The organism is Leptospira licerasiae serovar Varillal str. VAR 010 (genome assembly GCF_000244755.1).
Classification (GTDB): Bacteria; Spirochaetota; Leptospiria; order Leptospirales; family Leptospiraceae; genus Leptospira_B; species Leptospira_B licerasiae.
Genome location: NZ_AHOO02000011.1, coordinates 104,421 through 128,189, shown reverse-complemented (window position 1 = coordinate 128,189; position 23,769 = coordinate 104,421). Strand labels below are relative to the sequence as shown.

At 41.2% G+C, this 23,769-nt stretch carries 26 protein-coding genes; 22 read left to right on the top strand and 4 right to left on the bottom strand.

The window, feature by feature from the left end; all coding sequences use genetic code 11:
• Positions 1–2 precede the first annotated feature (2 nt).
• From LEP1GSC185_RS13155 to LEP1GSC185_RS20045, 10 genes are all read left to right on the top strand, one after another.
• Positions 3–599 carry a YqaA family protein gene (locus LEP1GSC185_RS13155; protein ID WP_008593985.1) on the top strand — a complete coding sequence of 199 codons (597 nt, stop codon included), beginning with the start codon at positions 3–5 and terminating at the stop codon, positions 597–599.
• A 45-nt stretch (positions 600–644) separates the two neighbouring features.
• Positions 645–887 (top strand): hypothetical protein, encoded by a 243-nt coding sequence (locus LEP1GSC185_RS13150; RefSeq protein ID WP_008594763.1) that lies wholly within the window; start codon positions 645–647, stop codon positions 885–887.
• Positions 871–2,133: a replication-associated recombination protein A gene (locus LEP1GSC185_RS13145; RefSeq protein ID WP_008594657.1), complete on the top strand. Its 1,263-nt coding sequence runs from the start codon at positions 871–873 to the stop codon at positions 2,131–2,133. The genes LEP1GSC185_RS13150 and LEP1GSC185_RS13145 overlap by 17 nt, the downstream gene beginning before the upstream one ends.
• A gap of 289 nt (positions 2,134–2,422) precedes the next feature.
• Positions 2,423–2,746, top strand: coding sequence for an ArsR/SmtB family transcription factor (locus LEP1GSC185_RS13140; protein WP_010514354.1), 324 nt, complete (start codon positions 2,423–2,425; stop codon positions 2,744–2,746).
• A gap of 3 nt (positions 2,747–2,749) precedes the next feature.
• Complete coding sequence (locus LEP1GSC185_RS13135; protein WP_008595288.1) at positions 2,750–3,214, top strand: SRPBCC domain-containing protein; 465 nt, start codon at positions 2,750–2,752, stop codon at positions 3,212–3,214.
• Between the two features lie 10 nt (positions 3,215–3,224).
• A complete protein-coding gene (locus LEP1GSC185_RS13130; RefSeq protein WP_008594312.1) occupies positions 3,225–3,593 on the top strand; it encodes a DoxX family protein in 369 nt (122 codons plus the stop codon).
• Between the two features lie 5 nt (positions 3,594–3,598).
• Entirely contained in the window at positions 3,599–4,177 is a 579-nt protein-coding gene (locus LEP1GSC185_RS13125; RefSeq protein ID WP_008594980.1) for a YdeI/OmpD-associated family protein, read from the top strand.
• Positions 4,170–4,679 carry a DUF1801 domain-containing protein gene (locus tag LEP1GSC185_RS13120; RefSeq protein WP_008593532.1) on the top strand — a complete coding sequence of 170 codons (510 nt, stop codon included), beginning with the start codon at positions 4,170–4,172 and terminating at the stop codon, positions 4,677–4,679. Before LEP1GSC185_RS13125 ends, LEP1GSC185_RS13120 begins: the two co-directional genes overlap by 8 nt.
• A gap of 127 nt (positions 4,680–4,806) precedes the next feature.
• On the top strand, positions 4,807–5,253 hold the full coding sequence (locus tag LEP1GSC185_RS13115; protein ID WP_008595170.1) for an OsmC family protein: 447 nt from the start codon (positions 4,807–4,809) through the stop codon (positions 5,251–5,253).
• A 241-nt stretch (positions 5,254–5,494) separates the two neighbouring features.
• A complete protein-coding gene (locus LEP1GSC185_RS20045; protein WP_008594014.1) occupies positions 5,495–5,665 on the top strand; it encodes a hypothetical protein in 171 nt (56 codons plus the stop codon).
• A 78-nt stretch (positions 5,666–5,743) separates the two neighbouring features.
• On the opposite strand, the gene hisC is transcribed toward LEP1GSC185_RS20045, so the two are convergent.
• Together hisC and LEP1GSC185_RS13105 are read right to left on the bottom strand one after the other, a co-directional pair.
• Complete coding sequence (hisC, locus tag LEP1GSC185_RS13110) at positions 5,744–6,841, bottom strand: histidinol-phosphate transaminase (protein ID WP_008594751.1); 1,098 nt, start codon at positions 6,839–6,841, stop codon at positions 5,744–5,746.
• A gap of 22 nt (positions 6,842–6,863) precedes the next feature.
• Positions 6,864–8,492, bottom strand: coding sequence for a peroxidase family protein (locus tag LEP1GSC185_RS13105; RefSeq protein WP_024864033.1), 1,629 nt, complete (start codon positions 8,490–8,492; stop codon positions 6,864–6,866).
• 90 nt (positions 8,493–8,582) lie between these two features.
• Between LEP1GSC185_RS13105 and LEP1GSC185_RS13100 the strand changes: the two genes are divergently transcribed.
• From LEP1GSC185_RS13100 to LEP1GSC185_RS13085, 4 genes are all read left to right on the top strand, one after another.
• Positions 8,583–10,304: an EAL domain-containing protein gene (locus LEP1GSC185_RS13100; protein ID WP_008594453.1), complete on the top strand. Its 1,722-nt coding sequence runs from the start codon at positions 8,583–8,585 to the stop codon at positions 10,302–10,304.
• Between the two features lie 174 nt (positions 10,305–10,478).
• Positions 10,479–10,865 (top strand): response regulator, encoded by a 387-nt coding sequence (locus LEP1GSC185_RS13095; protein WP_008597002.1) that lies wholly within the window; start codon positions 10,479–10,481, stop codon positions 10,863–10,865.
• Between the two features lie 13 nt (positions 10,866–10,878).
• Positions 10,879–13,128: an ATP-binding protein gene (locus LEP1GSC185_RS13090; protein ID WP_008596956.1), complete on the top strand. Its 2,250-nt coding sequence runs from the start codon at positions 10,879–10,881 to the stop codon at positions 13,126–13,128.
• A gap of 22 nt (positions 13,129–13,150) precedes the next feature.
• Positions 13,151–15,217 (top strand): methyl-accepting chemotaxis protein, encoded by a 2,067-nt coding sequence (locus tag LEP1GSC185_RS13085; RefSeq protein WP_008596939.1) that lies wholly within the window; start codon positions 13,151–13,153, stop codon positions 15,215–15,217.
• A gap of 221 nt (positions 15,218–15,438) precedes the next feature.
• On the opposite strand, the gene LEP1GSC185_RS13080 is transcribed toward LEP1GSC185_RS13085, so the two are convergent.
• Positions 15,439–16,536, bottom strand: coding sequence for a hypothetical protein (locus LEP1GSC185_RS13080; RefSeq protein WP_008597039.1), 1,098 nt, complete (start codon positions 16,534–16,536; stop codon positions 15,439–15,441).
• A 79-nt stretch (positions 16,537–16,615) separates the two neighbouring features.
• Between LEP1GSC185_RS13080 and LEP1GSC185_RS13075 the strand changes: the two genes are divergently transcribed.
• Genes LEP1GSC185_RS13075 through LEP1GSC185_RS13060 form a run of 4 tightly spaced genes read left to right on the top strand, consistent with a single transcriptional unit; the run spans position 16,616 to position 19,617 of the window.
• On the top strand, positions 16,616–17,020 hold the full coding sequence (locus LEP1GSC185_RS13075; protein WP_010514365.1) for a hypothetical protein: 405 nt from the start codon (positions 16,616–16,618) through the stop codon (positions 17,018–17,020).
• Positions 17,004–18,374, top strand: coding sequence for a PP2C family protein-serine/threonine phosphatase (locus LEP1GSC185_RS13070; protein WP_008595226.1), 1,371 nt, complete (start codon positions 17,004–17,006; stop codon positions 18,372–18,374). The genes LEP1GSC185_RS13075 and LEP1GSC185_RS13070 overlap by 17 nt, the downstream gene beginning before the upstream one ends.
• 4 nt (positions 18,375–18,378) lie before the next feature.
• On the top strand, positions 18,379–19,152 hold the full coding sequence (locus LEP1GSC185_RS13065) for an enoyl-CoA hydratase/isomerase family protein (protein WP_008593810.1): 774 nt from the start codon (positions 18,379–18,381) through the stop codon (positions 19,150–19,152).
• Positions 19,153–19,158: 6 nt separating this feature from the next.
• A complete protein-coding gene (locus LEP1GSC185_RS13060) occupies positions 19,159–19,617 on the top strand; it encodes a DUF192 domain-containing protein (RefSeq protein WP_008594938.1) in 459 nt (152 codons plus the stop codon).
• Between the two features lie 65 nt (positions 19,618–19,682).
• On the opposite strand, the gene LEP1GSC185_RS13055 is transcribed toward LEP1GSC185_RS13060, so the two are convergent.
• Positions 19,683–20,288, bottom strand: coding sequence for a DUF3332 family protein (locus tag LEP1GSC185_RS13055; RefSeq protein WP_008593496.1), 606 nt, complete (start codon positions 20,286–20,288; stop codon positions 19,683–19,685).
• Between the two features lie 256 nt (positions 20,289–20,544).
• On the opposite strand from LEP1GSC185_RS13055, the gene LEP1GSC185_RS13050 reads away from it, so the two are divergent.
• From LEP1GSC185_RS13050 to LEP1GSC185_RS13035, 4 genes are all read left to right on the top strand, one after another.
• Entirely contained in the window at positions 20,545–22,005 is a 1,461-nt protein-coding gene (locus LEP1GSC185_RS13050) for an MBOAT family O-acyltransferase (protein WP_008596902.1), read from the top strand.
• A gap of 55 nt (positions 22,006–22,060) precedes the next feature.
• Positions 22,061–22,414 carry a PilZ domain-containing protein gene (locus LEP1GSC185_RS13045; protein ID WP_008594167.1) on the top strand — a complete coding sequence of 118 codons (354 nt, stop codon included), beginning with the start codon at positions 22,061–22,063 and terminating at the stop codon, positions 22,412–22,414.
• 95 nt (positions 22,415–22,509) lie between these two features.
• Positions 22,510–23,112: an RNA polymerase sigma factor gene (locus LEP1GSC185_RS13040; RefSeq protein WP_008595323.1), complete on the top strand. Its 603-nt coding sequence runs from the start codon at positions 22,510–22,512 to the stop codon at positions 23,110–23,112.
• Positions 23,113–23,118: 6 nt separating this feature from the next.
• Positions 23,119–23,685 carry an LIMLP_12425 family protein gene (locus tag LEP1GSC185_RS13035; protein WP_008593645.1) on the top strand — a complete coding sequence of 189 codons (567 nt, stop codon included), beginning with the start codon at positions 23,119–23,121 and terminating at the stop codon, positions 23,683–23,685.
• Positions 23,686–23,769 lie beyond the last annotated feature (84 nt).

Here is a 23,769-nt window from a genome sequence, read left to right as displayed (position 1 = left end):
ATTTGAAAACCGAATCCCAAGAACTTAAAAACTCCACGGAGAATGTAATCTCCTCCTTGGTCCGACAAACATTGATAGCGAGCGTGATCTTGTTATTGATCGTTTTGGTTCTCGCAAGATTTTTTAATGAAAGAGTTACTCAGGTCGCGGGTCTCTTTTTGGATTACACTGGAGTATGGGGAGTAGGGCTTTCTATATTCGTTGCGGATTCGGTGCATGTATTCTTTCCTCCGGATACGTTTTTGATCTTGGCTGTAGCTGCAAAGATGCCTGATTTTTGGGTAATCTTCTTCGCTTCTTTCGGGTCTTTACTTGCAGGAGGATGTTCTTATTCCCAGGGAAGATTCTTGCTTCCTAAGTTAACCGTATTCTCTAAGTTTATTCGAAATCACGAAGAGAAGTTGGAAGTTTACGTAAAAAGATTCGGATTCTGGGCGGTGGTTCTTGCAGCGCTTACTCCTTTGCCTTATTCCTGGACCTCTGTCGCAGCAGGGGTGATGAAGATGAGACTGGATCATTTTTTTGCGGCGGCGCTATTTAGGATCCCTCGCTTTATTCTATATTACTATCTAATAAAAGGCGGATGGATCGGGATCTAAACATTCGGATTGACGCTAAGTAGAACCAAAGGTACAAAAGTTTAGATGAAGGACGATTCTCCCAGACTCATTCCTAAAACCAGAAAAGAACTGATCTTAGAAAATTTGGATTGGTTCGGTTTGCCGGTCCGTATTTCCGAATTGGTGGAGAACGTATTGGATGGAAAGATCAGAGAACAATCCTTAGTATGCTGTCATAGCGCCTGCGACGTATGCAATTCTACAATCCGTTCCTGCATACGTAAGGTCCAAAGAGAATTGGAAGAAGAAATTGGGCAGTCTATTTGAAAGAGCACCTCTTCCCCATAAGATCAGACCTAACTCGTTTGCTCAGGTCATAGGACAGGAAAAGGCAAAGCTTCAATTACAAAAATATAAAGAGCCTGTAAGTATTCTTTTATATGGACCTCCTGGAACAGGAAAATCTACGATTGCTAGGATCTTAGGTAATACCTGGAAACTTCCTTTCGTAGAATATAACGCAGTCACCACTGGCGTCGCAGATATTAAAAAATTATTAGAGAGATCAGAGAAGGAAGGAAGTATCCTTCTCTTTCTGGATGAGATTCATAGATTCAGTTCTTCTCAGCAAGACAGTTTATTAAAGGGAGTGGAGACCGGAGGTATAGTTCTTATCGGCGCCACTACTGAAAATCCATCTTTCAGGATCACGAGACCCTTATTGTCCAGATGCCAAGTGCTCAAACTAGAGCCGCTTGGAGAGAATGATCTTTTAGAAATTCTTTCCAGAGGAATTGAATCCTTAGATCCAAAACCGAATATTACAAAAGAAGCAAGTTCTCTTTTGGTCCGTTATTCAGGAGGGGATGCCAGAAAACTTCTCTCTAATTTAGAAGGCCTTGTTCTTTCCAGGGATCCCGGAGCTCTGATAGAAGCTTCCGATATAGAAACGTTTTTAGAAAGTAGAGTCATCGAATACGACCAAAGCGGAGAAAGTCATTACGACGTGATCTCCGCATTCATCAAGTCTGTTAGAGGAAGTGATCCCGACGCCGCTTTATTCTATCTCGCAATGATGTTAGAAGGTGGGGAAGATCCGCTTTTTATCGCAAGAAGACTTATTATCCTGGCTTCGGAAGATATCGGAAATGCTTCCGTGCATGGTTTACCTTTGGCTGTAGCGGGACTTCATGCTCTGGAAACGATTGGAATGCCGGAAGGAAGGATCATTTTAGGACAGGTCACAACGTTCTTGGCTTCCTGTCCAAAATCGAACGCGTCTTACTTAGGAATAGGTTCTGCATTATCTTTCGTAAAAGAAAGAGGGCCAAGTTTGAAGATCCCCAATCGGCTCCGAAATGCTCCCACTGCCACCCATAAAAAAGAAGGAGCGGCTCAGGGTTACAAGTATCCCCATGACTTTGGTGGATTTGTGCCTTTCTCGTATTTTCCGGATGATCTTTCGGACAATCCTCCTCAATTTTATAAACCTACCAAAAATGGAATGGAAGGAAAGATCAAAGAACATCTTGCCTCTATTTGGAAAAAAATTTCCGGCAAAAATTACGAATAAACAACTCGTCTTTTTCCAAGACCAAGCGCCAAAGCAGAGAAGATATCGACTGTAGGAATTCCAACATAAAGTGAAGAGCGCCCCCACCCTGCATTGGGATTGGGGGGAGTGGCCCGTGGGAGCGAGCGTTTTACGTATCACAAAATCCTACCTTCGTCAACCAAATCGCTTCTTAAAATCCGTGTAGGAGTTCCAACATCGCAATCCCTTTTATTCCTTTGTAGAAAATCCAAAAATTTGTTGCGTAGTCGAATGGCTACATTTAATTTTGTAGTTAAGTGGCTACATAATGAATTTAAGAAGAGATGTTTTCCAAGCCATAGCAGACCCTACAAGAAGGGCAATACTCCTGTTAGTGGCTTCTCAGGCGATGACCGCGGGGGCAATTGCTTCAAATTTTGACACGGCCAGACCAACCGTATCCAGACATCTACAAATACTCACCGAGTGCGAATTGCTAAAACAGGAGCAAAACGGTAGGGAAATTTATTACCGATTGGATGCGAATAAAATGAAGGAAATTGCCGACTTTATAGAACCGTTCCGTAATATGTGGGACGATCGATTTAATAAACTCGAATCTGTAATGAAAAAATATAAATCAAGAAAATAGAATATGGAAAGAAAAACCAAAATTGATGCAGAAGATGGAAGGCAAGAATTGCTGATCACAAGGGAATTCGATCTTCCGGTCGATCTACTTTTTAAGGCGCATATAGAACCTGAGATAGTAGAAGAATGGATGGGGACAAAAGTCCTTAAATTAGAAGGAAAAAAGCACGGGAGTTGGCAATTTGAGACCACTGATCCTCATGGTAACAAGCATGGATTCAACGGAGTTATCCATGAAATCATTGCGGAACAAAAGATCGTCCGCACTTTTGAAATGGAAAATTCTCCGTTCCCGCCTCAGCTTGAATTTTTGGAATTCGAGTCGTTGGGAGAAGAGAAAAGTAAACTTACTATGCAAATAATATTTAAGTCCGTTTCATTCAGAGACCAATTATTAAAACTGCCTTTTGCACAAGGTATCAATATGGCTCATAACAGATTACAAGAAGTTGCAAATAAATTAAAATAGGATATTGGACATGAGAAACAAAGTAATATATTGGATCGCTACCGCTTGGCTTTCCCTAGGAATGGTATCGACTGGGATCGTACAGGTGATCCAAATGAAAGAAGAAGTTGATATGTTTGCACATCTTGGCTATCCTGCCTATTTGCTCATCATATTAGGCGTCTGGAAATTGTTAGGTGTGATTGCGGTGCTTGTTCCCAAATATCCTTTAGTAAAGGAATGGGCTTATGCCGGATTTTTCTTTACAATGTCTGGAGCAGTGTTCTCTCATTTTGCGGCAGGAGATGGAGCAAAAGAATATTTTGGCCCGGTATTATTGCTCGTACTTACGGTAGTCTCCTGGCATTTCCGACCGGCTGACAGAAAATTACAAGGGTAATCAAAATGAATCCTAAGGTTGATTTCTTTTTTAATAAGGCAAAACAATGGAAGGAAGAATATGAGGCATTACGTAAAATTGCCTTAGCTTCCGGGCTTACCGAAGAATTAAAATGGGGTCAACCTTGTTATACATCCCAAAACAATAATATAGTTTTGATACATGGATTTAAGGAATATTGTGCGTTCTTGTTTTTTAAGGGTGCTTTGTTAAAAGATCCTAAAGGAATACTTATCCAACAGACTAAGAATGTCCAGTCCGCTCGCCAGATACGATTTACAAATCTAAAGGAAATAGATAAACTCAAAACTTCTTTAAAAGCTTATATCAAAAATGCGATCGATGTGGAAAAGTCGGGTCAGAAAGTAAATTTCAAAAAGACCAAAGAATTTGATATGCCGGAAGAATTCCTAAACAAACTAGAGGAATCTCCGGACTTAAAATCGGCTTTTGATTCTTTGACTCCGGGTAGGCAAAGAGGTTACCTTCTTCATTTTTCTTCCGCAAAACAATCTAAGACCAGAGAGGCGAGGATACAAAAATACATCCCTCATATTCTGAAAGGCAAGGGATTAGATGATTAAGAAAAAGACTGCAGCAAAGAAAAAATCCACAAAACCTTCTGCTAAAAAATCAGCTAAACCAAACAAGGCAACTGCAAAGAAGACTGTAATTAAGAAGAAGCAACCTGTCTTACTTTCCGGTGGAAATCCCCAAATCGCAAAAGGTGATGGAGACGGCCCTGTCCAGGAATATATCTCCGCCTTGCCGGGTTGGAAAAAGGATATTGGCCGTAAACTGGACGAAATTATAACTCGCACGGTTCCTTACGTATATAAGGCAGTAAAATGGAACTCTCCTTTATATGGAATCAAAGGAGATGGCTGGTTTTTAGGAATTCATGTATTTAATAAATATGTTAAGGTTGCATTCTTTAAAGGAAGTTATCTGCAACCGCTTCCACCCGGTGAATCCAAACAAAAGGAAGTTCGTTATCTGGACATCAAAGAGAAGGACCAAATTGACGAGACCCAACTTTCTTCTTGGATCAAACAGGCTATTAAATTACCCGGCGAAAAAATGTAAGACTAAGTGATTGGGCAAGAGTCTATTCTTTTGTTCAATAAAGCGTCTTAAATTTCTGTAATAGCATATTAAATTCTTTCCGTCTATATTCTAAAGTCCCGAATGATTCCAACTTCGGGAGGAAGAAATGGCGAATACTGTATTTGAAAGTAAGGCTTCTTGGGCGGGAGGTTTAAAATTAAACCTACAATCCAGGAATCATAAATGGGTGGTGGACGAACCTGAAATTTTAGGCGGGACGGACCAAGGACCGAATCCAGTTGAACTCGTGTTAGGTGGACTTGCAAGTTGTGTCGGAGTCTTGGTTTCTCTTTATGCTCCGGCTCATAAGGTAGAATTGAAGGATTTCCACGTATTCGTGGAAGGAGACCTGGATCTGGACGGATTCCAAGAGTTGGCCCCCGTGCGCCCTGGATTTTCTCAGATCCGTTATAGGGTGGATATCCAAACGGATTCTCCTAAAGAAAATGTGGATTCACTACTTGCTCATATAGAAAGGATCTGCCCTGTGAAGGATACTTTATCCGGAGTAGGAGTATTATCCGAAAAATCTGGATCTTCTGTTGCAGCTTAATCTGATCTAACTTCCTTTTCGAAAGTTTGGATATGGATTTTCGAAAAGGAGTTCCTACCTCCGCTTTAAAAGAAATATCTTTCTGTAATATTCTAGACATCCGGTTGTTGTAGATAAGGAGTAAGCTGATTAAGAACTATAAAATTTTGACATAATACGGTAAGGAATTCGCAGTTTCGAGACGAAACTAAATATGGAAACAGCGGGTCTTACCCTTCCAAGACTAAAAAGGAGGTTTTGAATGTTTCAATCCGAAAGAGAGAAAAACGAAAAAAGCCAGTATCAATCCGCAGGACCGATCCAAGTTAGAAAGGAACTAGCGCGTTCGGAAGCTGTGAATTTCTCTTCTCAAAAGGCAGAAAGCAGAAACGAAAAAGTGGTCCGACTTAGGCCAGACCTGTACGAAAAATAGTATCGGAGCTTCTTATAATCCGCACGAAAACATAGTCTATCAATTAAAACCAATCCGAGGGCTTCACGAGCAAAGCGACTATAGAAGTTCCGAAAGCCTTTCTAATACTCTGTCGTTCTGTTCCGGCCTTCCTACCGTTATTCTCAAGGCATTCAATCCGTAACTTTTCAGATTTCTTAAAATGATCCCTTCCTTCAGCAATGTTTCGAAGGTTTGGGAGGAATCCAATTTCGCTTTGTCTAATTTGATCGTGATAAAGTTAGCATAGGATTCGAAGTAAAAGAGTTCCTTCTTCTTTGCGAACTCTTCGTATCGGATCATTTCTTTTAAGTTTGATCTCAGATAATTTTCCACAAACTCTCTATCGCTCAATGCCGCTGTCGCCGCCAACTGAGAAAGTTGCGAAACATTGAACGGAGGTCTCAACTTATAGAATGCACGGATCATTTCCTCCGAAGCGATACCGTATCCGATCCTCATTCCGCCTAATCCGTAAATTTTAGAGAACGTATTAGTATACAAAACATTAGGAAATTTTGAAATTACATCTGCCGCTTGGACTTCCTTTTTAGGATCTCTGGTTTTTCCGAATTCCATATAAGCCGCGTCCAATACGACCATCGTATCGGAGGAGATTTTTTGGAGAAAAGTGTATAGATCAGACTGATCCAAGGCATCTCCGATCGGATTACAAGGAGTACAGATGAATATGATCTTCGGAGAATGTTTTTTATATAGGTCCAAAAACTGGTCTAGATCATGAAGTTCCGAGTCGGTTTGAATCGTCTCCGCACCGCATTGCCCCGCATAAATAGAATACATTGAGAATGTTTTTCCGTTTTGTAGGACCTTATCTCCGGGACTTAAAACCGATCTGGTCGCAAAATCGAATATCTGGTCGCTTCCATTCCCTTGTATTACGTTTTTCTCATCTACCCCGTGAGCTTTTGCAAGTGCATCCTTTAAAGCCTTATAGGAATCGTCCGGATACAAAGGCATCTTATATACCGCTTCTTTGATGACTTCGGAAACCTTGGGAGATACTCCGTAAGGATTCTCATTAGAGGCAAGCTTGAGGACTTTTTCGGGAGAAATTCCGTATTCACGTACGACTAATTCTATCGGTTTGCCGGCCTCATAAGCCGGGATTTTGTCTAAAGCGGGTTGGAATCTCATCTAATTCCAGAAAAAAACGGAGTCAGGATTCTTCCAATCGTTTTTGTTCTACTAATCTTTGGTAAAGACTCTGGAAGTCTTTGAAAAATAAGGACTCGTTAAGTGCGTATTCCATCACCATTCTTTTAGTCTCTTCGGAGCCTAATAGCGCCCTGTCGGTAGCGAGCATTCTAACGCCGCCATCCAAGAGTAGGTCCCTAAAATAATGATTATTGAATATATTTGGAGTCTCGGTAAAAGAACCCTTGGAATGCCAACCCAATGTGTGAACTCCCAATAGCAAAACCGTATCTCTTGCGGAAAATCCCATCATAGAAAAATAATCCAGAGAATCTTTTACATCCGGACTATCCACAGGCATTAACATTCTTCCGCTTGGATAATTGGAATCCTTTCTTCCGGGCAGAATATGGACCTGAGGTCCTCCCGCTTTTTGGAGAGCGATGGCTCCTGAAAGGGCGATCATATCTGCGAGAGAAGGAATTCCGACTCTTCCTTCTTTTTCCAATTCTTCTTTCAAATGTATAATCGATTCTATTTGTTTGGTGACTCCACGATTGTTCTCGTCATTTAGGATGGTCGGGAAGCGGATAGAACCTTCAAGGCCCAACCATTCTCCATCTGCAGAAAAGATAGAGGAAGCATGAAATACCATACGAAGCCAAGCCCCCGCTTCCGTAGGATCGATGATGTCCCATAATCGATATCCCGTTTCCTGCCAAACACTTCCTTCACAATTGTTTTTGGTCCCTAATACTTCGTGGACCCTATAATTTCCGGTTTTACCTTTCAGTTTTGTTTCGAAACTTCTTCCTTTTCGGATCCTATCCTTTACGGATTCATAAACCTTTTCGGAAATTAAGATCTTTGCTCCTGCCTTTTTTGTGGTAGTTTCGATCCTACTTGCGGAGTTGACTGTGTCGCCTATCGCAGTGAATGACATGCTTAAAGGATGACCTAATTTTCCTAAGATTGCAGTTCCGTAATTGATCCCGATCCCGATCTCGAATTCGGAACCCAAATGATTTTGGAGATAAATATTCAGATTTTCTAATTCGGATCTCATCTCCAGCGCGGAACGGATCGCATTTAGATTTACTCGGACCGGATCCGGATCTTCTAAACCGAAGATAGCCATGAGTCCGTCTCCTATATATTTATCGATGATCCCTCCGTATTTTAGGACCTTATCTCCCATTCTATAAAAGTAACGGTTTAGAATATGAACTACATCATAAGGCAAATGACTTTCCGAAAAACCGGTGAAACCTCTAATATCGCTGAATAAGATCGCAACTGGTTTTTCGATTCCTGAGATAAGATCCGAAAAGGTAGAAGCAAGCGCCTTGTCCGCTTCGTCTATGACCAACCTTCGGAGTACTACGTCACCCTCTGTTTTAGTTTGGCATGCGAGTCTTACGTTATCCGGAAAACCTTTCTTTTGAGCTAACGTCGTTTCTTTTTCGTTGCGGGGAAGAAGATGTTCGTCCCCATCTTGGATCAATACCCTGCAAGTAGAGCAACGCGCGTTACCTCCACATGCGTGTATATGAGGGATCCCTGCGTCTAAGGAAATTTGTAATAATGACTTGTTTAATTCGGAAGGTTCGAGGAATACTTCCTTATCGTTTTCGAAAATAATCTTTATCATGATGCTCGTTAAGAATAAAAAATATTCTTTGGCCCGGGCCGGAAATTCTTTTTTTCCGCGTCTAATTTCAAGTTCTCCGAGTATCCGATCGTGAAAACCCAAGAAAATGGATCATCAGACGAATCGCCTAAAAGATCGGTAATTTTATGCGTCGACGACGAGCTGATCATACTGAGAGGACTTAAAGAACAGCTTAGATCCGCTTTCGGAAAAAGTTACCAAATTGAGGCAGCAGATAGCGCCGAGCTTGCCCTCCAGATCGTAGAAGAATGTAATCAGTTAGGGATCCATATACCTGTGATATTAAGTGATCAGGTCATGCCGGGGATCAGAGGAGATGAGTTCTTAATTCGCATCCAGGAAACGAATCCTAATACCAGAAAGATCATGCTCACAGGACAGGCGAGTGCTGAATCGGTGGGAAATGCGCTTAACAAAGCAAACTTATACAGGTATCTTTCTAAACCTTGGGACTCAAACGATCTACTCATGACCGTAAAAGAAGCGGTCCGTTCTTATGAATCTGATATTTCCCTTTTTGAACTGAATAAAAAATTAGAAGAAGCACTACTTTATAATCGGGATTCTGGACTTCCCAATCTAGAATCCTTAAGAAGAAGATTGGATATCGCAGCCGAAGATACGGAAGATTCTCTTCTTGCATTGATAAGGATCGAATCCACTTCCTTGACCACAAGGGACTTTGGAGTTTCCTTATATAAGGATTTAATGAAGAAGTTCCTGGATTCGATGAAATCCATTCTGGGAAGTTACGGAGAAATTTTTCATGTATATGAGGACGAGGTGGCAATCCTCTCTAAGGTGTCGGAAGAGGAGTTCTTACCTCATCTGATAGCCTTTAGGATACTTCTCCGCTCCGATTATTTTACGGCTTCCGGAATTTCTTTCCGGATCAATGCAACCATCGCTACAGCTAACGGAAAAAAAGATCTGTATTATAAAGCAAGACTCGCACTTGTTAAAGCAAGCCAAGAGCCTGAATTCGATTCCGAGTCGGGGATCTATTCCTACTCTGAGAAGATGGATGACCAAGATCTATATAAGATCAATATGGATCTGGGAAAAAGACTGAACCAGGCGATCCATTCCGGCAATGTAGTGCCTTATTTTCAAGGGATCATGGACAATCACACAGGTAAGGTAGAAAAATTCGAATGCCTTGCTCGGATTGTAGAAGACGGTAAAGTTTACGCTCCTGCGAGCTTTTTGTATCTGGCAAAATCCACAGGGCTTTTGAGAAGGATCAGTCCCATTCTTTTCGAGAAAGCGCTTCGAAAATTTTCGGATTCTCCTTATTCATTCTCGATCAATCTTTCCGAGACAGAGTTAGAAAGTCCGAGTTTTCCGAAATGGGCAGCTTCTCGAATGGAACATTACGGGATCAATCCATCCAGAGTGACTTTTGAAATTTTAGAAACCGCAAGTTTTCACGGAAATCCGGAAAGATTGAAAGTGATCGCAGGACTAAAAGAGTTGGGAGCGAAAATTGCTATCGACGATTTCGGAGTGGAGCATTCGAATTTTTCCAGATTGTTGGAGATCCAACCTGACTTCATCAAGATAGACGGAAAATTTATCCAGTCATTGGAAAGAAATCGGACCGCATTCATCTTAACTTCCGCAATCACAGAACTTGCTCATAGGATCGGAGCGAAAGTAATCGCTGAATTCGTTTCAACTCCGGAGGAACTGAAGGTTGTACGTTCTCTAGGCATAGAATATTCGCAAGGATACCTGATTATGCAGCCTTCGCCCGACATAACCCCGGTCTCGATAAAAATTATTGAGTAGGTACTTCGGTCTATTTTTTCCGACTGGGCTTGCAACTCATTCTTTCCTGGAATAAACTCGAAAATGAGTTGCAAACATAATTTATAGAGTAAGTATCCTTGTTTTGCTCCGGATTTTGAGCCGGGGTTTTTTCGTTTTTGTTCGTCTAATTTATACGTTGGTACCGGGGGAGCGGTGGAGAAAGCGATTCTTTTTGTTGATGATGAAGCGCTCATTTTGATGAGTATGAAATCCCAAGTCAAAAGACATCTGGGTGATACTTATCGTTATGAGACTGCTCTAGATGCGTCCGAAGCGATGCAGATCATTGAAGAATTAGTAACGGAAGGAGTCAAGATCCTGATCGTAATTTCCGACTGGCTGATGCCTAATATCAAGGGAGACGAATTTTTGAGAATCGTTCACCAAAGATATCCGGAGATCCAAAAGATCATCATCACTGGTCATGCTGACATCGCTTCCGTCGAAGCTTTAAAGAAAGAGATCAATTTATACAGCTACTTGAAAAAGCCTTGGGACGAAAAAGAATTAGTAACCACCATCACCTCAGCCCTTAAATAAATAGGGGGGCATAATGAGCCTTCGAACGCGCTTTTCTCTTTATTGCGCTATTGTTTTATTTGCATTCTCTGTCCTGCTAACTCTGTTGGTAGCTGTAGCTGCGTTCTATGATTCCAAAGTATCTTCCCAAGAAGCTGCATTTGCTAAGGCAGCAGGCGCATCCTTCGAAGTTCGTAAAATTTTTTCGGAAGCGATTTCCAAAGTGGGAGAAGTTAAAACTCGTTGGGAACTTACTCGCCCTTCCCGAGCATCCGTTGAAAAGGATCTAGTGGATCTTTTTCAAAATGATAAAAGATTTTTAGGAGCAGGTGCGGTTTTTGAACCGAATCTTTTCGATGGAAAGGATGCTTATTTTATCGGTCGCAAGGGTTCCAACTCCAAAGGGAGATTCGTTCCGTATTTTCACAGAAGTATTAAAAATCCCGATGAGATCAGCTTAGAAGAAAGTGTATACTATGATAATACCGACGAAAGTGGGAATTATTACCAGATCCCTAAAGCTACGTTAAGCGACTTTGTCGGAGAACCTTATTTTTATCCGTTAGAAGGAGTGAACGTTTTTATGATTTCCTTGATCCGACCAATCAGTCGACAAGGCAGATTTATAGGAATCGTAGGATTAGATCTCAAACTTTCGGATCTGGAAGAAGAACTATTTTCCAAGAGGCCGTTCGGTGACGGACATCTGGCTTTGATCTCTCCCGGTGGAAAATACGCAGTTCATGGGGCCAAAGGAATTTTGCAGGGTAAGAATGCAGGAACTCATGAAGTAAGAGATTCCATCCAAAAATCATTATCGTCGGGACAACCTTTCGCATATACAGTAGAAGGTGGGAATTCCTACATATTCCCGTTCAGCATGGGAACATACGGGAAGAACTGGGCCATAGAAGTATATGTGCCGGATTCCGTTTTGTGGAACGATCTTGGGCCTGTCATTCTAAGATGTTTACTCATTACATTCGCACTTCTGCCTATATGTTTGTATTTTTTAGATAGGTTCTTTTGCAAATACGTATCGGAAGGATTATCGGAAGCCACTACTTTTGCAGATTCATTAGGTGCAGGGAATTATTCCGTTCAGATACCGACTAGAAACTTCCAAGACGAGATCTATCATCTATTTACTACGTTAGAAAATATGAAGGAGAAGTTGCTGGCCGCGATAGATCAACAGATCCGGTCCGAAAAGATCCTAAGGGAATCTGCGGAGATCTATTCTCGTAACGAGATCATTCGCCTACAAAAAGAAGAATTGGAGGAAGCTTTAGGCGAATTAAAAACGGCTCAGGAAACATTACTAAGGAACGAAAGATTAGCCGCGATAGGTAGGATTTCGGGAGCTGTCAGTCATCAGATAAATAATCCACTGGGAGCAATCGGCGCTTCCAGGGAGAATATTTCCTTTTATGTAAAGAGGATTACGGCGCTTCTTCCTTTTCTTTTCGAATATTTGAGCCAAGCTACCGAGCCTGAAAGGGAATTTTTCAATATCACATTAAAAAGAACATTAGAGAATCATAAAGAACAGATCGGCAAAAAATTCAGAGAAACCAGGCATTCCATTGAGGCTTTTTTGAAACAAGAAGAGATCGATAATGCGAGCGATAAGGCTGCTGTCGTGGCCGAGTTAGGATTCGCTGATTGTCCGGAGTTCATTCTTCAATTATGTAGGTGTTCTGAATGGGATCGTATCTCCGAGTTTTTGATGGCTGTCCGAGGACTGGAAATTTCGGAAGAAGTCATTCATAGATCTACTGATAGGATGTACAAGATCGTATCCGCATTGGAAACCTATTCCGGGATAGCTAAAGAAGACAAAGAAAGATGGGTTAAGGTCTCGGACACAATGGAAGTTGTGTTAGGGGTTTATGAAGGCGCCGGTGGGAATAGAGTTACGGTCGAAAGGAATTATATCTCTGAAGCGACTATGAGATGTATTCCGGAGGATTTGGTACGACTTTGGACGCAGATTGTGGATAACGCGTACCAAGCGATGTCAGGAGAAGGGAAACTTAAAGTAAGTATCTATGATGCGGAATCCAAAATTATCTGCGAAGTGGAAGACAGCGGTTCCGGTATTCCCAAAAATATCAGAGAACAAGTGGGAGAAGTTTTATCTTCCGGAAAATCGGAAGGAGAAGGCGCAGGCATCGGGCTTGCGGTTGCCGCTTCCATTTCTAAAAAATACGGAGGCAGTTGGAATTGGGAAAGTGAACCAGGCTGCACCATCTTTCGCTTTTCCTTTCCCAAAACAGAATAGAATATAGTCCCAGGCGTTTATTATGAGTATCAGATATAGGATTTCGCTTTATTTGGCGATCGTACTTTTGACAGGATCTTTTGTTCTGGCAGGTATCAATTCGTTTTCCTCTTATTTCAGTTTGAAGTCCCAGGTAGATTCGGGATCTACCATGGCCGGTAAACGTTACGAATATGAAATTTCAAATTTTCTGAATTCAGTTTTGGGGTCTTTAAGGGGATTTCAATTCATGTTGGAAACTTCCCATCCAAATAGAGAGGAAGTGATATTTTCACTCAAAAAGTTAGCCGAAACAGACGCTCATTTTTTTGGGACCTGGGTATTGTATGAGCCCAACGCTTTTGACGGACAGGATGCGAGATATAAAAATACTCCCTACCATGATTCCACAGGCAGGTTTATCCCTTATTGGAATAGGGCGACAGGCGAACTGAAGATCACATTTGCCGAATCTTACGATGTGGACGATACGATCAGTTTTTATTATCGAATTCCAAAAAAGACCCAGAAAGATTTTATCTCGGATCCTTATGTGTATTCAGTAAGCGGAAAAGATGTGCTGATGGTCTCCATGGTAAAGCCGATCCTAAGAAACGGAAAATTTGTAGGAACTGTCGGAACCGACATCGCTATGGAAAATCTCCAGGAACTTCTGGGGCCGATCAGACCGTTTAGGGGAGAAGGTTATCTCGCCTTGGTTTCGCCTGACGGACTGTATGCCGCGAACGGAGGAGATCCTTCTTTAGTGGGGAAGGCAATTCCGGAAGAAAATATTCGGACCCAGGTAAAAGAACTAAGTCTGAAAGGAGAGGATTTTCAGATCAAGGGTTCTGGCCATACTAGATATTTTTTCCCGTTTTTATTAGGAAATTATGATAAACCCTGGGCAGTAGAAGTATCGATCCCTGATTCTATTTTTTGGTCAGATATGAGGGGAGTGATCCTGCAGACAATTTTGTCCTCGTTAGTGATCATGGTAGTGATTTTGATCATTCTAAATTTGATCTTCAACCGACTGATTACTACCGGGTTATTGGAGGCGATCGGTTTTTCCGAGAAGATTGCAGATGGGGATCTGACCTCTCATATAGAAATTGCAAGAGAAGATGAGATAGGGAAACTACTGAAATCCATGGATATGATGAAGGTGAATCTTGCACGTATCATCTTGGATATTAAGACATCTTCTACAAAGTTGAATAGCACTTCGGATCAAATGGCGGAGTCCAGTCGCAATTTTTCCGATGTAGCGCAGGCGCAAGCTTCTGCCGCGGAGGAATCTTCCGCAGCGGTTGAAGAGCTTGCAGCATCGGCGGAGAATGTCCGTAGATCTATGGAGAAAGCGATAGAGAACATGAAGGAGATAGATACGAACGTAGTTCTTCTTCGTGAACAGATCGGGACTATTAATAATGAAATGCAGACATTGTCTCAGGTAGCATCAGAATCCCAAGAGAGAGCAGTGACAGGTGAGAATGCGATGGGTGCAACGAACCAGGCAATGGATGAGATTGGGGAAAGTGCTAGCCGTATTAATGAGATCTTATCTATCATCACAGAGATCTCTGAAAAGACAAACTTACTTGCATTGAATGCAGCTATTGAAGCGGCGCGTGCCGGAGAAGCAGGTAAGGGTTTTGCAGTAGTTGCGGAAGAGATAGGTAAACTTGCCTCCCAGACATCTTCTTCTGTGCAAGAGATAGGAGAGCTTGTGGATTCCACGAACAATGCGGTCCATAACGGTAACACAAAGGTAAAAGAAGCAAGTGATATACTTCGTAAGCTTAGGACCTCTGTGGATTCCTTCGGATTATCAGCGAAGAAGGTATTGGAATCAGTTCGTACCCAAGAAAAGAACACACAAGACATCCATCAATCGGCGAACTTTTTGATGAGTTTCAGTTTGCAAATAGAAGAAGCAGTTCAGGAACAGAAGAGAGCAACCGACGAGATCACTAAGACGATAGTGAGTATTTCAGAAGGAACCCAGGAAGTTGCTTCCGGGGCTGACGATCTCACTTCTTATTCTGGCGAAATGCACCAACAATCCGAAGGTCTTCTTAAGTCAGTGGATAAATTTAAACTGTAAAGGTTCGCACTGAGATTTAAAGAGACGCGAAGTTTTTTTCACACAAAGGCACAAAGACGCAGAGTTTTTGAGTTTGTAGGAATTCCAACACGAGGTTCAAACATATGTAGGAGTTCCTACGTGGCAATTAGAGCCTAAGTATATTTTTCCTCTCTGTGACTCCGTGACTCTGTGCGAAAAAATCTCTGAGACTCTCTCATCTTAGTTTCTCTTTAAATCACCTAAGGAAATATTATCTTTTCTATAATCTTCCTCTGTGTGCTCAAGGAATCTTTCTCTATACCGTTTTCCATTTTGAAAATCGTTTTATTATTTTTTAATACTTCTAATTTCCAAGGTCTCTTTTCTAAGACTACGTGAACATAGGAAACAAAAGAATCCGCAAAAAAATCGTCTGCATTTGCTGCTGAGTATAGAGTAGGGAAAGGCGTATCCAAAAGAACTGGGTAAATTTTCTCCCAGTTCTCATCCAAAGAAAGTGATTCGGAGTAAAAACGGATCTGAGGTCTTACTGTAAAAATAGAATCGTCCAAATAGCTGAACTTCTCCGATTTCCAAACTCTTTTATAAAATTCAAAATTTGCATAAGATCTTTTAGATGAAAAAAAACTCGGACCGATCTTTTCCGTTTCCGATAAAATATGACCGAATTCGTGAAGTAGAATATAATGAAGTGCGTTTGCTATCGTATCTTGTCTCTTTTCTTCTATTCGAATGCCTAACTTGACATCTCCCTTTTGGAATGCGGAATTTTCCTTATAACTAATCCAATCGTTTGCATTTCGATTCAGAGTATTCGCATCTAAGATCACGAAACCTCCGATCGATTTTCCATCCTTACGTACGATCCCAGTAACCGCAGATCCTCCTAAATTCTCGCAGATATAAATACGGAACAATTTGTTTTTGAGAAGGGAGGAAACCGGTTTTGTTTGGGAATTTAAAGCATCTAACAGAGTGGATTTGAAATTTTCTATATCCTTGATAGGCGAAGGAGATTCCGTAAATCCGTCTATTTGATTCAATCGATTCACATAATCTAAGGCATGTTTGTCTAAATTAAAAATCCTAGAGGACCAGTCTTCAGAATCCAACCCGACATAGTTCTCTATCTTTGATAAAGGTGTAGAAGCGAGAACATCCGCATAAGGATTAGGATCTCCTAACTCTTCCTTGCAGGCGTAGAAGGTTTCAAAAACAAGAATGAATACGACAAACAATCGACACATTTCAGTATTTGGATAGTATTTCCTTCCGTAAAACATGCGGCTTTGAGTATGTAAAACTTGAGCTAGAACGAAAAGTATTTTTCTTTGCATCGCAAAAAATCGGAAAGAGAAAGATAGGGATATTGATTTGCATTTCATACGCCCTTTGTAAGATTTGTGCCTGTCTCTCATGAAGACCGACGTCTTTTTTTATAACGCTTGTAGATTTCCTCGGACTTCTTTCTTGTTATGGATAGTCGCTTTGTTTCTTTATGGAGTCTCGATCTTTTCGGATGTTACCAATCCTTGGGAGCTCCCTATTGACGAAAGGATCTTGAATCGAAAGGATGTAAGTCATATCGTTCTAGAGACAAGACCCGGCGGATTTCGTGTAACTTTACTGATTAACGAAAGGTTTCCGTATAATTATAAATCAAAATCAGCCGCTTTCTATTATTCTAATATAAAGGATTCTAAAGAAGGTTTGGAATTGGCGGAAAAATTAGACCGATATCTTCAGTCCGGCTTCAATATGAAGATCAGATTTAACGGATCGGAAATTTACGAATTTATATTAGATGAATCTATCCAATAAAAAAGCTGGAATACTCAATCCTTGGTCTTTCCTGGAAACCGAGTTTAATTACAGGGAAGTAAGCGCCTGGAAAGACTTCGTCCGTATAGATCAGTCATTCATTCGCCTCGCTTTTTTCCTTCACTTCTTAGTCTATTTTTTAGCCTTAATTCCCGAGATCCGGAATTCTCCTCATGGAACTATCTATTTCGGACTGATATTAAGCTTAAACCTTCTTAGCCTGGTCCTTTCTTTTCAAAGAAAATACCTTCCAGCAGTGATTCACGGCACGAACTGTAGTATTACTTTTTTAGTGATGTTGATCTTAAACGAATCCTTTTACAGTTTCGACGATCTTCATAGTTTACAACTTTATAATAATTATTTTCTACTCGTCGGATTTTTGGTCCTATTCCAAATGTTCCGACTCAAGGTAAAAGGCTGCTTTTTGACTGCGGCTTATTCCATCGTATTACACTTAGGTTTTATCTATTTTAAACTCAAGAACGGCCCACTTCCAGGATTCCCTTTGGTTTTATTCGTGCCGGATGTGGTTTATCTGATCTTAAGTTTGATAGGGACTACTATAGTAGTGATCGTAAGAAGGTTGGTCCGTATCTCTTCCGAGCTGGATTCCGAGTATAGGTTTTTACAGCATGAACTTCAGATCGCTAGAAAAGTCCAGGAGACATTATTTCCGGAAGATATAAGCATTAAGGGATTTAAATACGAAGTATTTAGATCCACTCCTAACGAGATCGGCGGCGATTTTTACGATTTTATACAATTAAGGGAAGGGAATACTGGAGTTTTTTTAACGGACATCGCAGGACATGGGATCGCTTCCGCGTTAGTCGCTTCCTTTATAAAGATTATGGTTGCGACCATGCCTTATCGTCTGAAACTCCATCCGGTTCGATTATTGGAATATTTGGACGAGACTCTTTTAAGACAGTTCAAGTCCCATCACGCTTCCGCAGTTTATATATTTTTCGATTTTATTTCCAAAGAGATCCACTTTGCAAACGGAGGGCATCCCTATCTGATGCATTCCCAAAATGGGGACGACTTTAGGGAAATTGAAACCACTGGTAGTATATTAGGATTCGGGATCAAAAGGCCGATCGCGGAACTGATTTCTTTACCGATCCGGTCTGCCGAAAGGTTATTTTTATACACTGACGGGTTGATAGAGAATCGAAATCCGCAAGGAAAACAGCTTGGAAGTGAAGGCCTAATTGAAATCCTGAACAGAAATAAGTCTTTTACCGATTTAAAACAGTTTAAAGAAGCCGTCCAAGTCGAACTCTCGGCATTCTTCGGAGATGCTGAATTCGAGGACGACACACTTTTCCTGATCATCGAGATGGAGTAAATACATGAGCGAATCATTGGTCAATTTGCAAAAAGAAGGTAAGCTGGCGATCCTTGAGATCAACCGTCCTTCTGCGTTAAACGCATTGAACGAAGAATTATTAAACGAATTAACTAGCGAGATCAATAATTTAGAAAAAGATCCTGACATTCGCGTAGTGATTATCACCGGACAAGGAAAAGCATTCGTTGCCGGAGCGGACATCGCTAAGATGAAAGAATTGAATTCAGGCGGAGCGGAGAAATTTGCGTCTTTGGGCCAGAGCACATTTGATCGGATCCAAAAAAGCAGATTAGTCTCTATTGCAGCAGTGAACGGTTTCGCATTGGGTGGGGGACTTGAACTTGCACTTGCTTGCGACATTCGTATCGGTTCTGAAAAAGCAAAATTAGGACTACCGGAAGTTTCTTTAGGCCTGATCCCTGGATTCGGTGGAACCCAGAGACTTGCAAGATTGATCGGTTATGGTAGAGCGGCAGAACTTATTTTTACCGGAGATATGATCGGTGCAGAAGAAGCTTATCGCATCGGTATATTAAATAAACTTGTTAAAGACGGAGAAGATCTGATCTCCACGGCAAAAGCGACCGCGGAATCTATCCTAAAAAAAGGACCTATTGCGGTTTCTACGGCAAAATCAGTCATTCTAAATGGGTTGGATATGCAGTTATCCAAAGGACAAGAATTGGAGAAAAAAGAATTTTCAAATCTATTCACCGGAAAGGAATCCAAGGAAGGAATGGGAGCATTCTTAGAAAAACGTCCTCCTAATTTTTAAGGGTTCATGAAAATATTCAGATTCATTCTACTTTCCGTTCTGTTCTGTCTTCCGATGGCAGGTTGGGGAGAATACAATTCTCCCCTATACTTAGAAAAGACCACGATCTACATCGGAGATCATGCTCTTCTTGTCGAAGTGGCGAACACAGACGAATCCAGACAAAGAGGATTGATGTTCCGCAAAAAGTTAGGAGAGAATGAGGGAATGATCTTTATCTTTCCGACGGAGGACCATTTATCTTTTTGGATGAAAAATACCTTAATTCCTTTGAGCATAGGTTATTTCTCAAAAGATAAGAAGCTCGTTGATGTATACGAAATGGCCCCGAACCAAACACAAGTTCTGTATCATTCTACCCAAAAGGTAATGTATGCAGTGGAAGCAAATCCAAGATGGTTTGCGAAACGTGGACTCGGAAAAAATTCAGTTTTAAAGATAGAAAGTAGATATATAGGAAAGTGACCCGCCCATAAAACCTGAGCGGATCTTTTGGAGCCTGGTCTAAAGGATAGACCGGGCTTTTTATATTAAAGAGATTCGGCAGCTCTCAATTGAAGATCTTGCAAACTTTGAGCTTCTACTACTTTAGAAGATTTTAATTTACCTTGTTCGGTAAGTTTTAAAATAACTTGGGATCCTACCGATTGAGAAGTAACTTCGATCTCGGAAAGTTGTCCTTCTCTCTCTACGAAAAATTTTCCGGGTTGAGAGCGGAAAGCAGTCAGAGTTTCGGATTTTCCTTCTTTAGAAACAGCAGTTAGATCCAATCTGGAACCGAATTCTGTGTAAACTAAAGTCAGTTTTTCTCCATCTTGCTCGAAAGATTTTGCGTATCTTCCTTCTTTATCATACTCGTTTAGTCCTACCGGATTGCTTCCAGACCAGAACTCGATCAAGTTGAAAAGAATAAAGTCGATAAATCCACCGATTGCCATTAAAAATCCGAAAGGAATATAGAATAGAACCGTTTTTACGATTTTTGCAAGAAGGCCACCGCCTACATTGATCCCGTCGTTAGCATTGTAAAAGACTCTTACAAGTGCGAATTTTCCGAAACAGTTCGCCAAGGAACCGAAGCTAGCTCCTACCAGTACCAAGGTCAGGATAATTTTTTTTAATACGTTTTTCACCATTGAAAACGGAACTCCTTTATATGAATGGAATGCGAAACTACGAATAAAGTATGGAAAAAATCTTGCAAGAGATTTACATTCTTCCTTTGTTTTGTAGGACAAAATCTTGACTGAAAAATTCACTGCCTAAACTGATCTATTAAATGGAAGAGAATCCCTTGACCTAGTTCCAGTCTCGATATTTCTGGACCGAAAGACGGATTATAACAATAAAGCCGTTCTTAAGGGCGAATGCCCATTGATTTAGGGAACCTACGTGATCTTTCCCACACTAGAATTTTTTCTTTTTTTCTCCTTCGTATTCGTAACCCATTGGTATATTTTACCGGTACTTATACCGGAGCCAAAATTACGCAAATCACTCATCCATATCTTCCTTCTCATCGTGAGTTATATCTTCTATATGAGCTGGAACTGGAAATTCGGCGGTCTCATCTTATTATCCACCGTCATAGATTTCTTTTTAGCGGATCTGATCTTTGAATCAAAGGACCAAGTTTTCCGCAAAAGGATGATCGTAATCAGCTTGGTGCTGAACCTCGTATTCATTTTAGGATTTTTTAAATATTACGGATTCTTAAGCGAGAATCTGAATGCACTTTTGCACACTTTAGGTTTTCCGAGTTTATTCCCCATTCTTAAAATAGTTTTACCTGTAGGGATCTCTTTTTATACATTCCAGAGTTTGAGTTATACGATCGATGTATACAGGGGAGCGATCCCATCCGAAAAGAACTTTATAAGATTCGCATTATTCGTTTCCTTCTTCCCGCAGTTGGTTGCGGGACCTATCGTTACCGCCAAAAGTTTTTTACCTCAGTTACAAACGGAGAAGAAGTTAGAAGATATACCGTTTAGAAAGGCGATCCGCTATTTTTTAATGGGATACTTTAAGAAAGTCGTACTATCGGATAATATTTCTCCGATTGCGGACCTTATCTTTAAGAATCCGGACGCATATTCTACGGAAGCGCTTTGGTTGGGTGCGTTTCTTTTCTGGGTGCAAGTTTACTGCGATTTTAGCGGTTATACAGATATGGCATATTCTGCCGCTCTTCTCTTAGGCTATAAGCTGCCTGAAAACTTTAGGATGCCTTATATTTCTCAATCCGTCACGGAACATTGGAGAAGATGGCATATCACTCTTTCCAGTTGGCTTAGAGACTATGTGTATATTTCCTTGGGTGGAAATCGTGTAGGGCTCTTCCGTCATAGATTTAATGTTTGGTTCACGATGTTCGTGGGAGGGATTTGGCATGGGGCCAATTGGACATTCCTCATTTGGGGTTCGATCCAAGGCGGATTTCTATTAATAGAATCTGTATTAAAAGAATGGAAAGCGAAATGGTTCCCGAACCTGACAATTTCGGATTCTTGGAATAAGGCATTAACGCCTGTTAGAGTTTTATATGCAAGTTCAGTGGCGGTCACTTTTGGAGTGATCTTCCGATCCGCAAATATAGAATCCGCTCTGAAAATGATCCACGGAATGTATGTCTACCAAAGCGGAGAACTTAGACCTTATATGTTAAAGCAAGGTATTCCTGCGATACTCTGCGTGATCATTGGACATTATCTTGGTTGGCTTATTTACGAAAAAGAAAAAGAGTTTAAGATCCCGGCTTGGTTGGAATTTTCTCTTTATCCGTTGATCGCATTTTGTTTTGCGATCTTGAGTCCTGACGGAGAGATCCCTTTTATCTACTTCGACTTCTGAAAAAAGTAAAACGCTGGACACTTGCCGAATTCGTTTCTAATTTGAACCCTTATCGATGAGTGAGCCCGGCCAAAAACCTAGGAGTCCCAGATTTTATCCCAGAGATTTCGACGAGTACATCGTGCAGGTGGATTCCGGACTCATCACGTTAGAAGGAAAACTAGGCAATATCTCCGAATCCGGTATTTGTATATTAATGAGCGGAGAAGATCTGCCAGGTTCCATTCCGATCGAAGGTTCAGTTATCGAAAGAAGGACCGGCAAACGTTTGGAATTTTTAGGAGACGTAGTTTGGAAAATCCCTAAGCAGGTGGACTCCAAACAAAAGTTCTTATACGGAATTCGGTTCCGAGATCCTTTGGAACTTACAGAGTCTTTAATACTCATCAATCTTTCCTTAGAAGGTTAAAGTCCAAAAATCGAATACGTGACCGTAAAATTCCTTACGTCATATTTTTATTGCAAAGGCCGGCAAAGAGCCTACCTATGTCGTAAAGGCTTCTAATGATCGAAACCGACAATCCTCAACGCAAACAAACCGTAAGAGAAAAAGAAATCCAACTTCTAAAACGGATCAAAGAAGGGGATGACAAGGCATACATAGAGCTAACCGGCCCTTATAGAGAAAGATTGTATAGGAAAGCTGTCTCCATGGTAAAAGACGGGGACGATGCAGAGGATATAGTCCAAGATGCATTGATCTCAGGATATCGCTCTATACGCAATTTTAGGGCCGAATCCGGGGTATATACCTGGTTGTACCGGATCGTGGTCAATAAATCCAAGGACCTTCTGGCCAAAAGAAAGAGGGCCAGGGAGAATTCCATGGATGATTCCGAGTTCCAGGTCACTGACGATCGTATTAGCTTCGAAAAAAAAGTAGAACTTTCCGACGAGAGCAACTATCTAATCAACAAAATCAACGAACTCGAGGATATATACAAAGAAGTCATCGAGCTCAGGTATTTCGAGGAAATGTCCTATTCACAAATAGCGGAGATCCTTGGAACCAATATCGGAACAGTCAAAAGCCGGCTCTTTAAGGCAAAGGAATTTTTGAAACATCTGATTATGAAGGATGGGAAGGGCGAAGGCTTTTTTAGGTAGTAAGGTATGGAAAAACAAACGACAAAACAACAGGGAACGAAGTTCGGATTCTCCTCAATTTTTCAGAAGGAAGATCCGGATCATGTTAAATTAGAAAACTCTCTGGTTCGAGCAGTTTCCGAACTGCGAACGGAACAGATGAAGGATATCAACCTCTCCAAGGACTTCAATCTTAGATTAGAGAATCTACTCAAAGATGTCCGCTTCGACGAAGAAACTTCTTGGTCCAAGTTCTCCCGCAGTTTTGTCTGGAACCGCTCCTTCCAATACTCCCTCAGCGCAGCCCTCGCAATCCTAGTTCTTGCAGTTACAGTAGGTCGCTTTTCTTCTTCCAATGAAACAAGTTTGGCAGAAAGATCCGGGACCCTAACCGTAGGCGAAGACCGCGAATTCGTGGACCTTCCTTCTTCCGCAAGAGTGGATGTTGATCTGAATTCACGTCATCTTTTGGAGATCTCCAAAAATCCCCAAGCTCATAAGACCTTAGGTTCTTTAGAGCAATACTTTATCGAAAAGGGTGATTATAGAACGGCCCAAGAGATCCGCCACGTTCTGGAATCTACTTCTAAGTAGTTAGCTACAATTTTCACGCAGAGACGCGAAGACGCAGAGAAGGTTTGGGACTTCGAATCCGGAAAAACTCAGCGACTCTGTGCC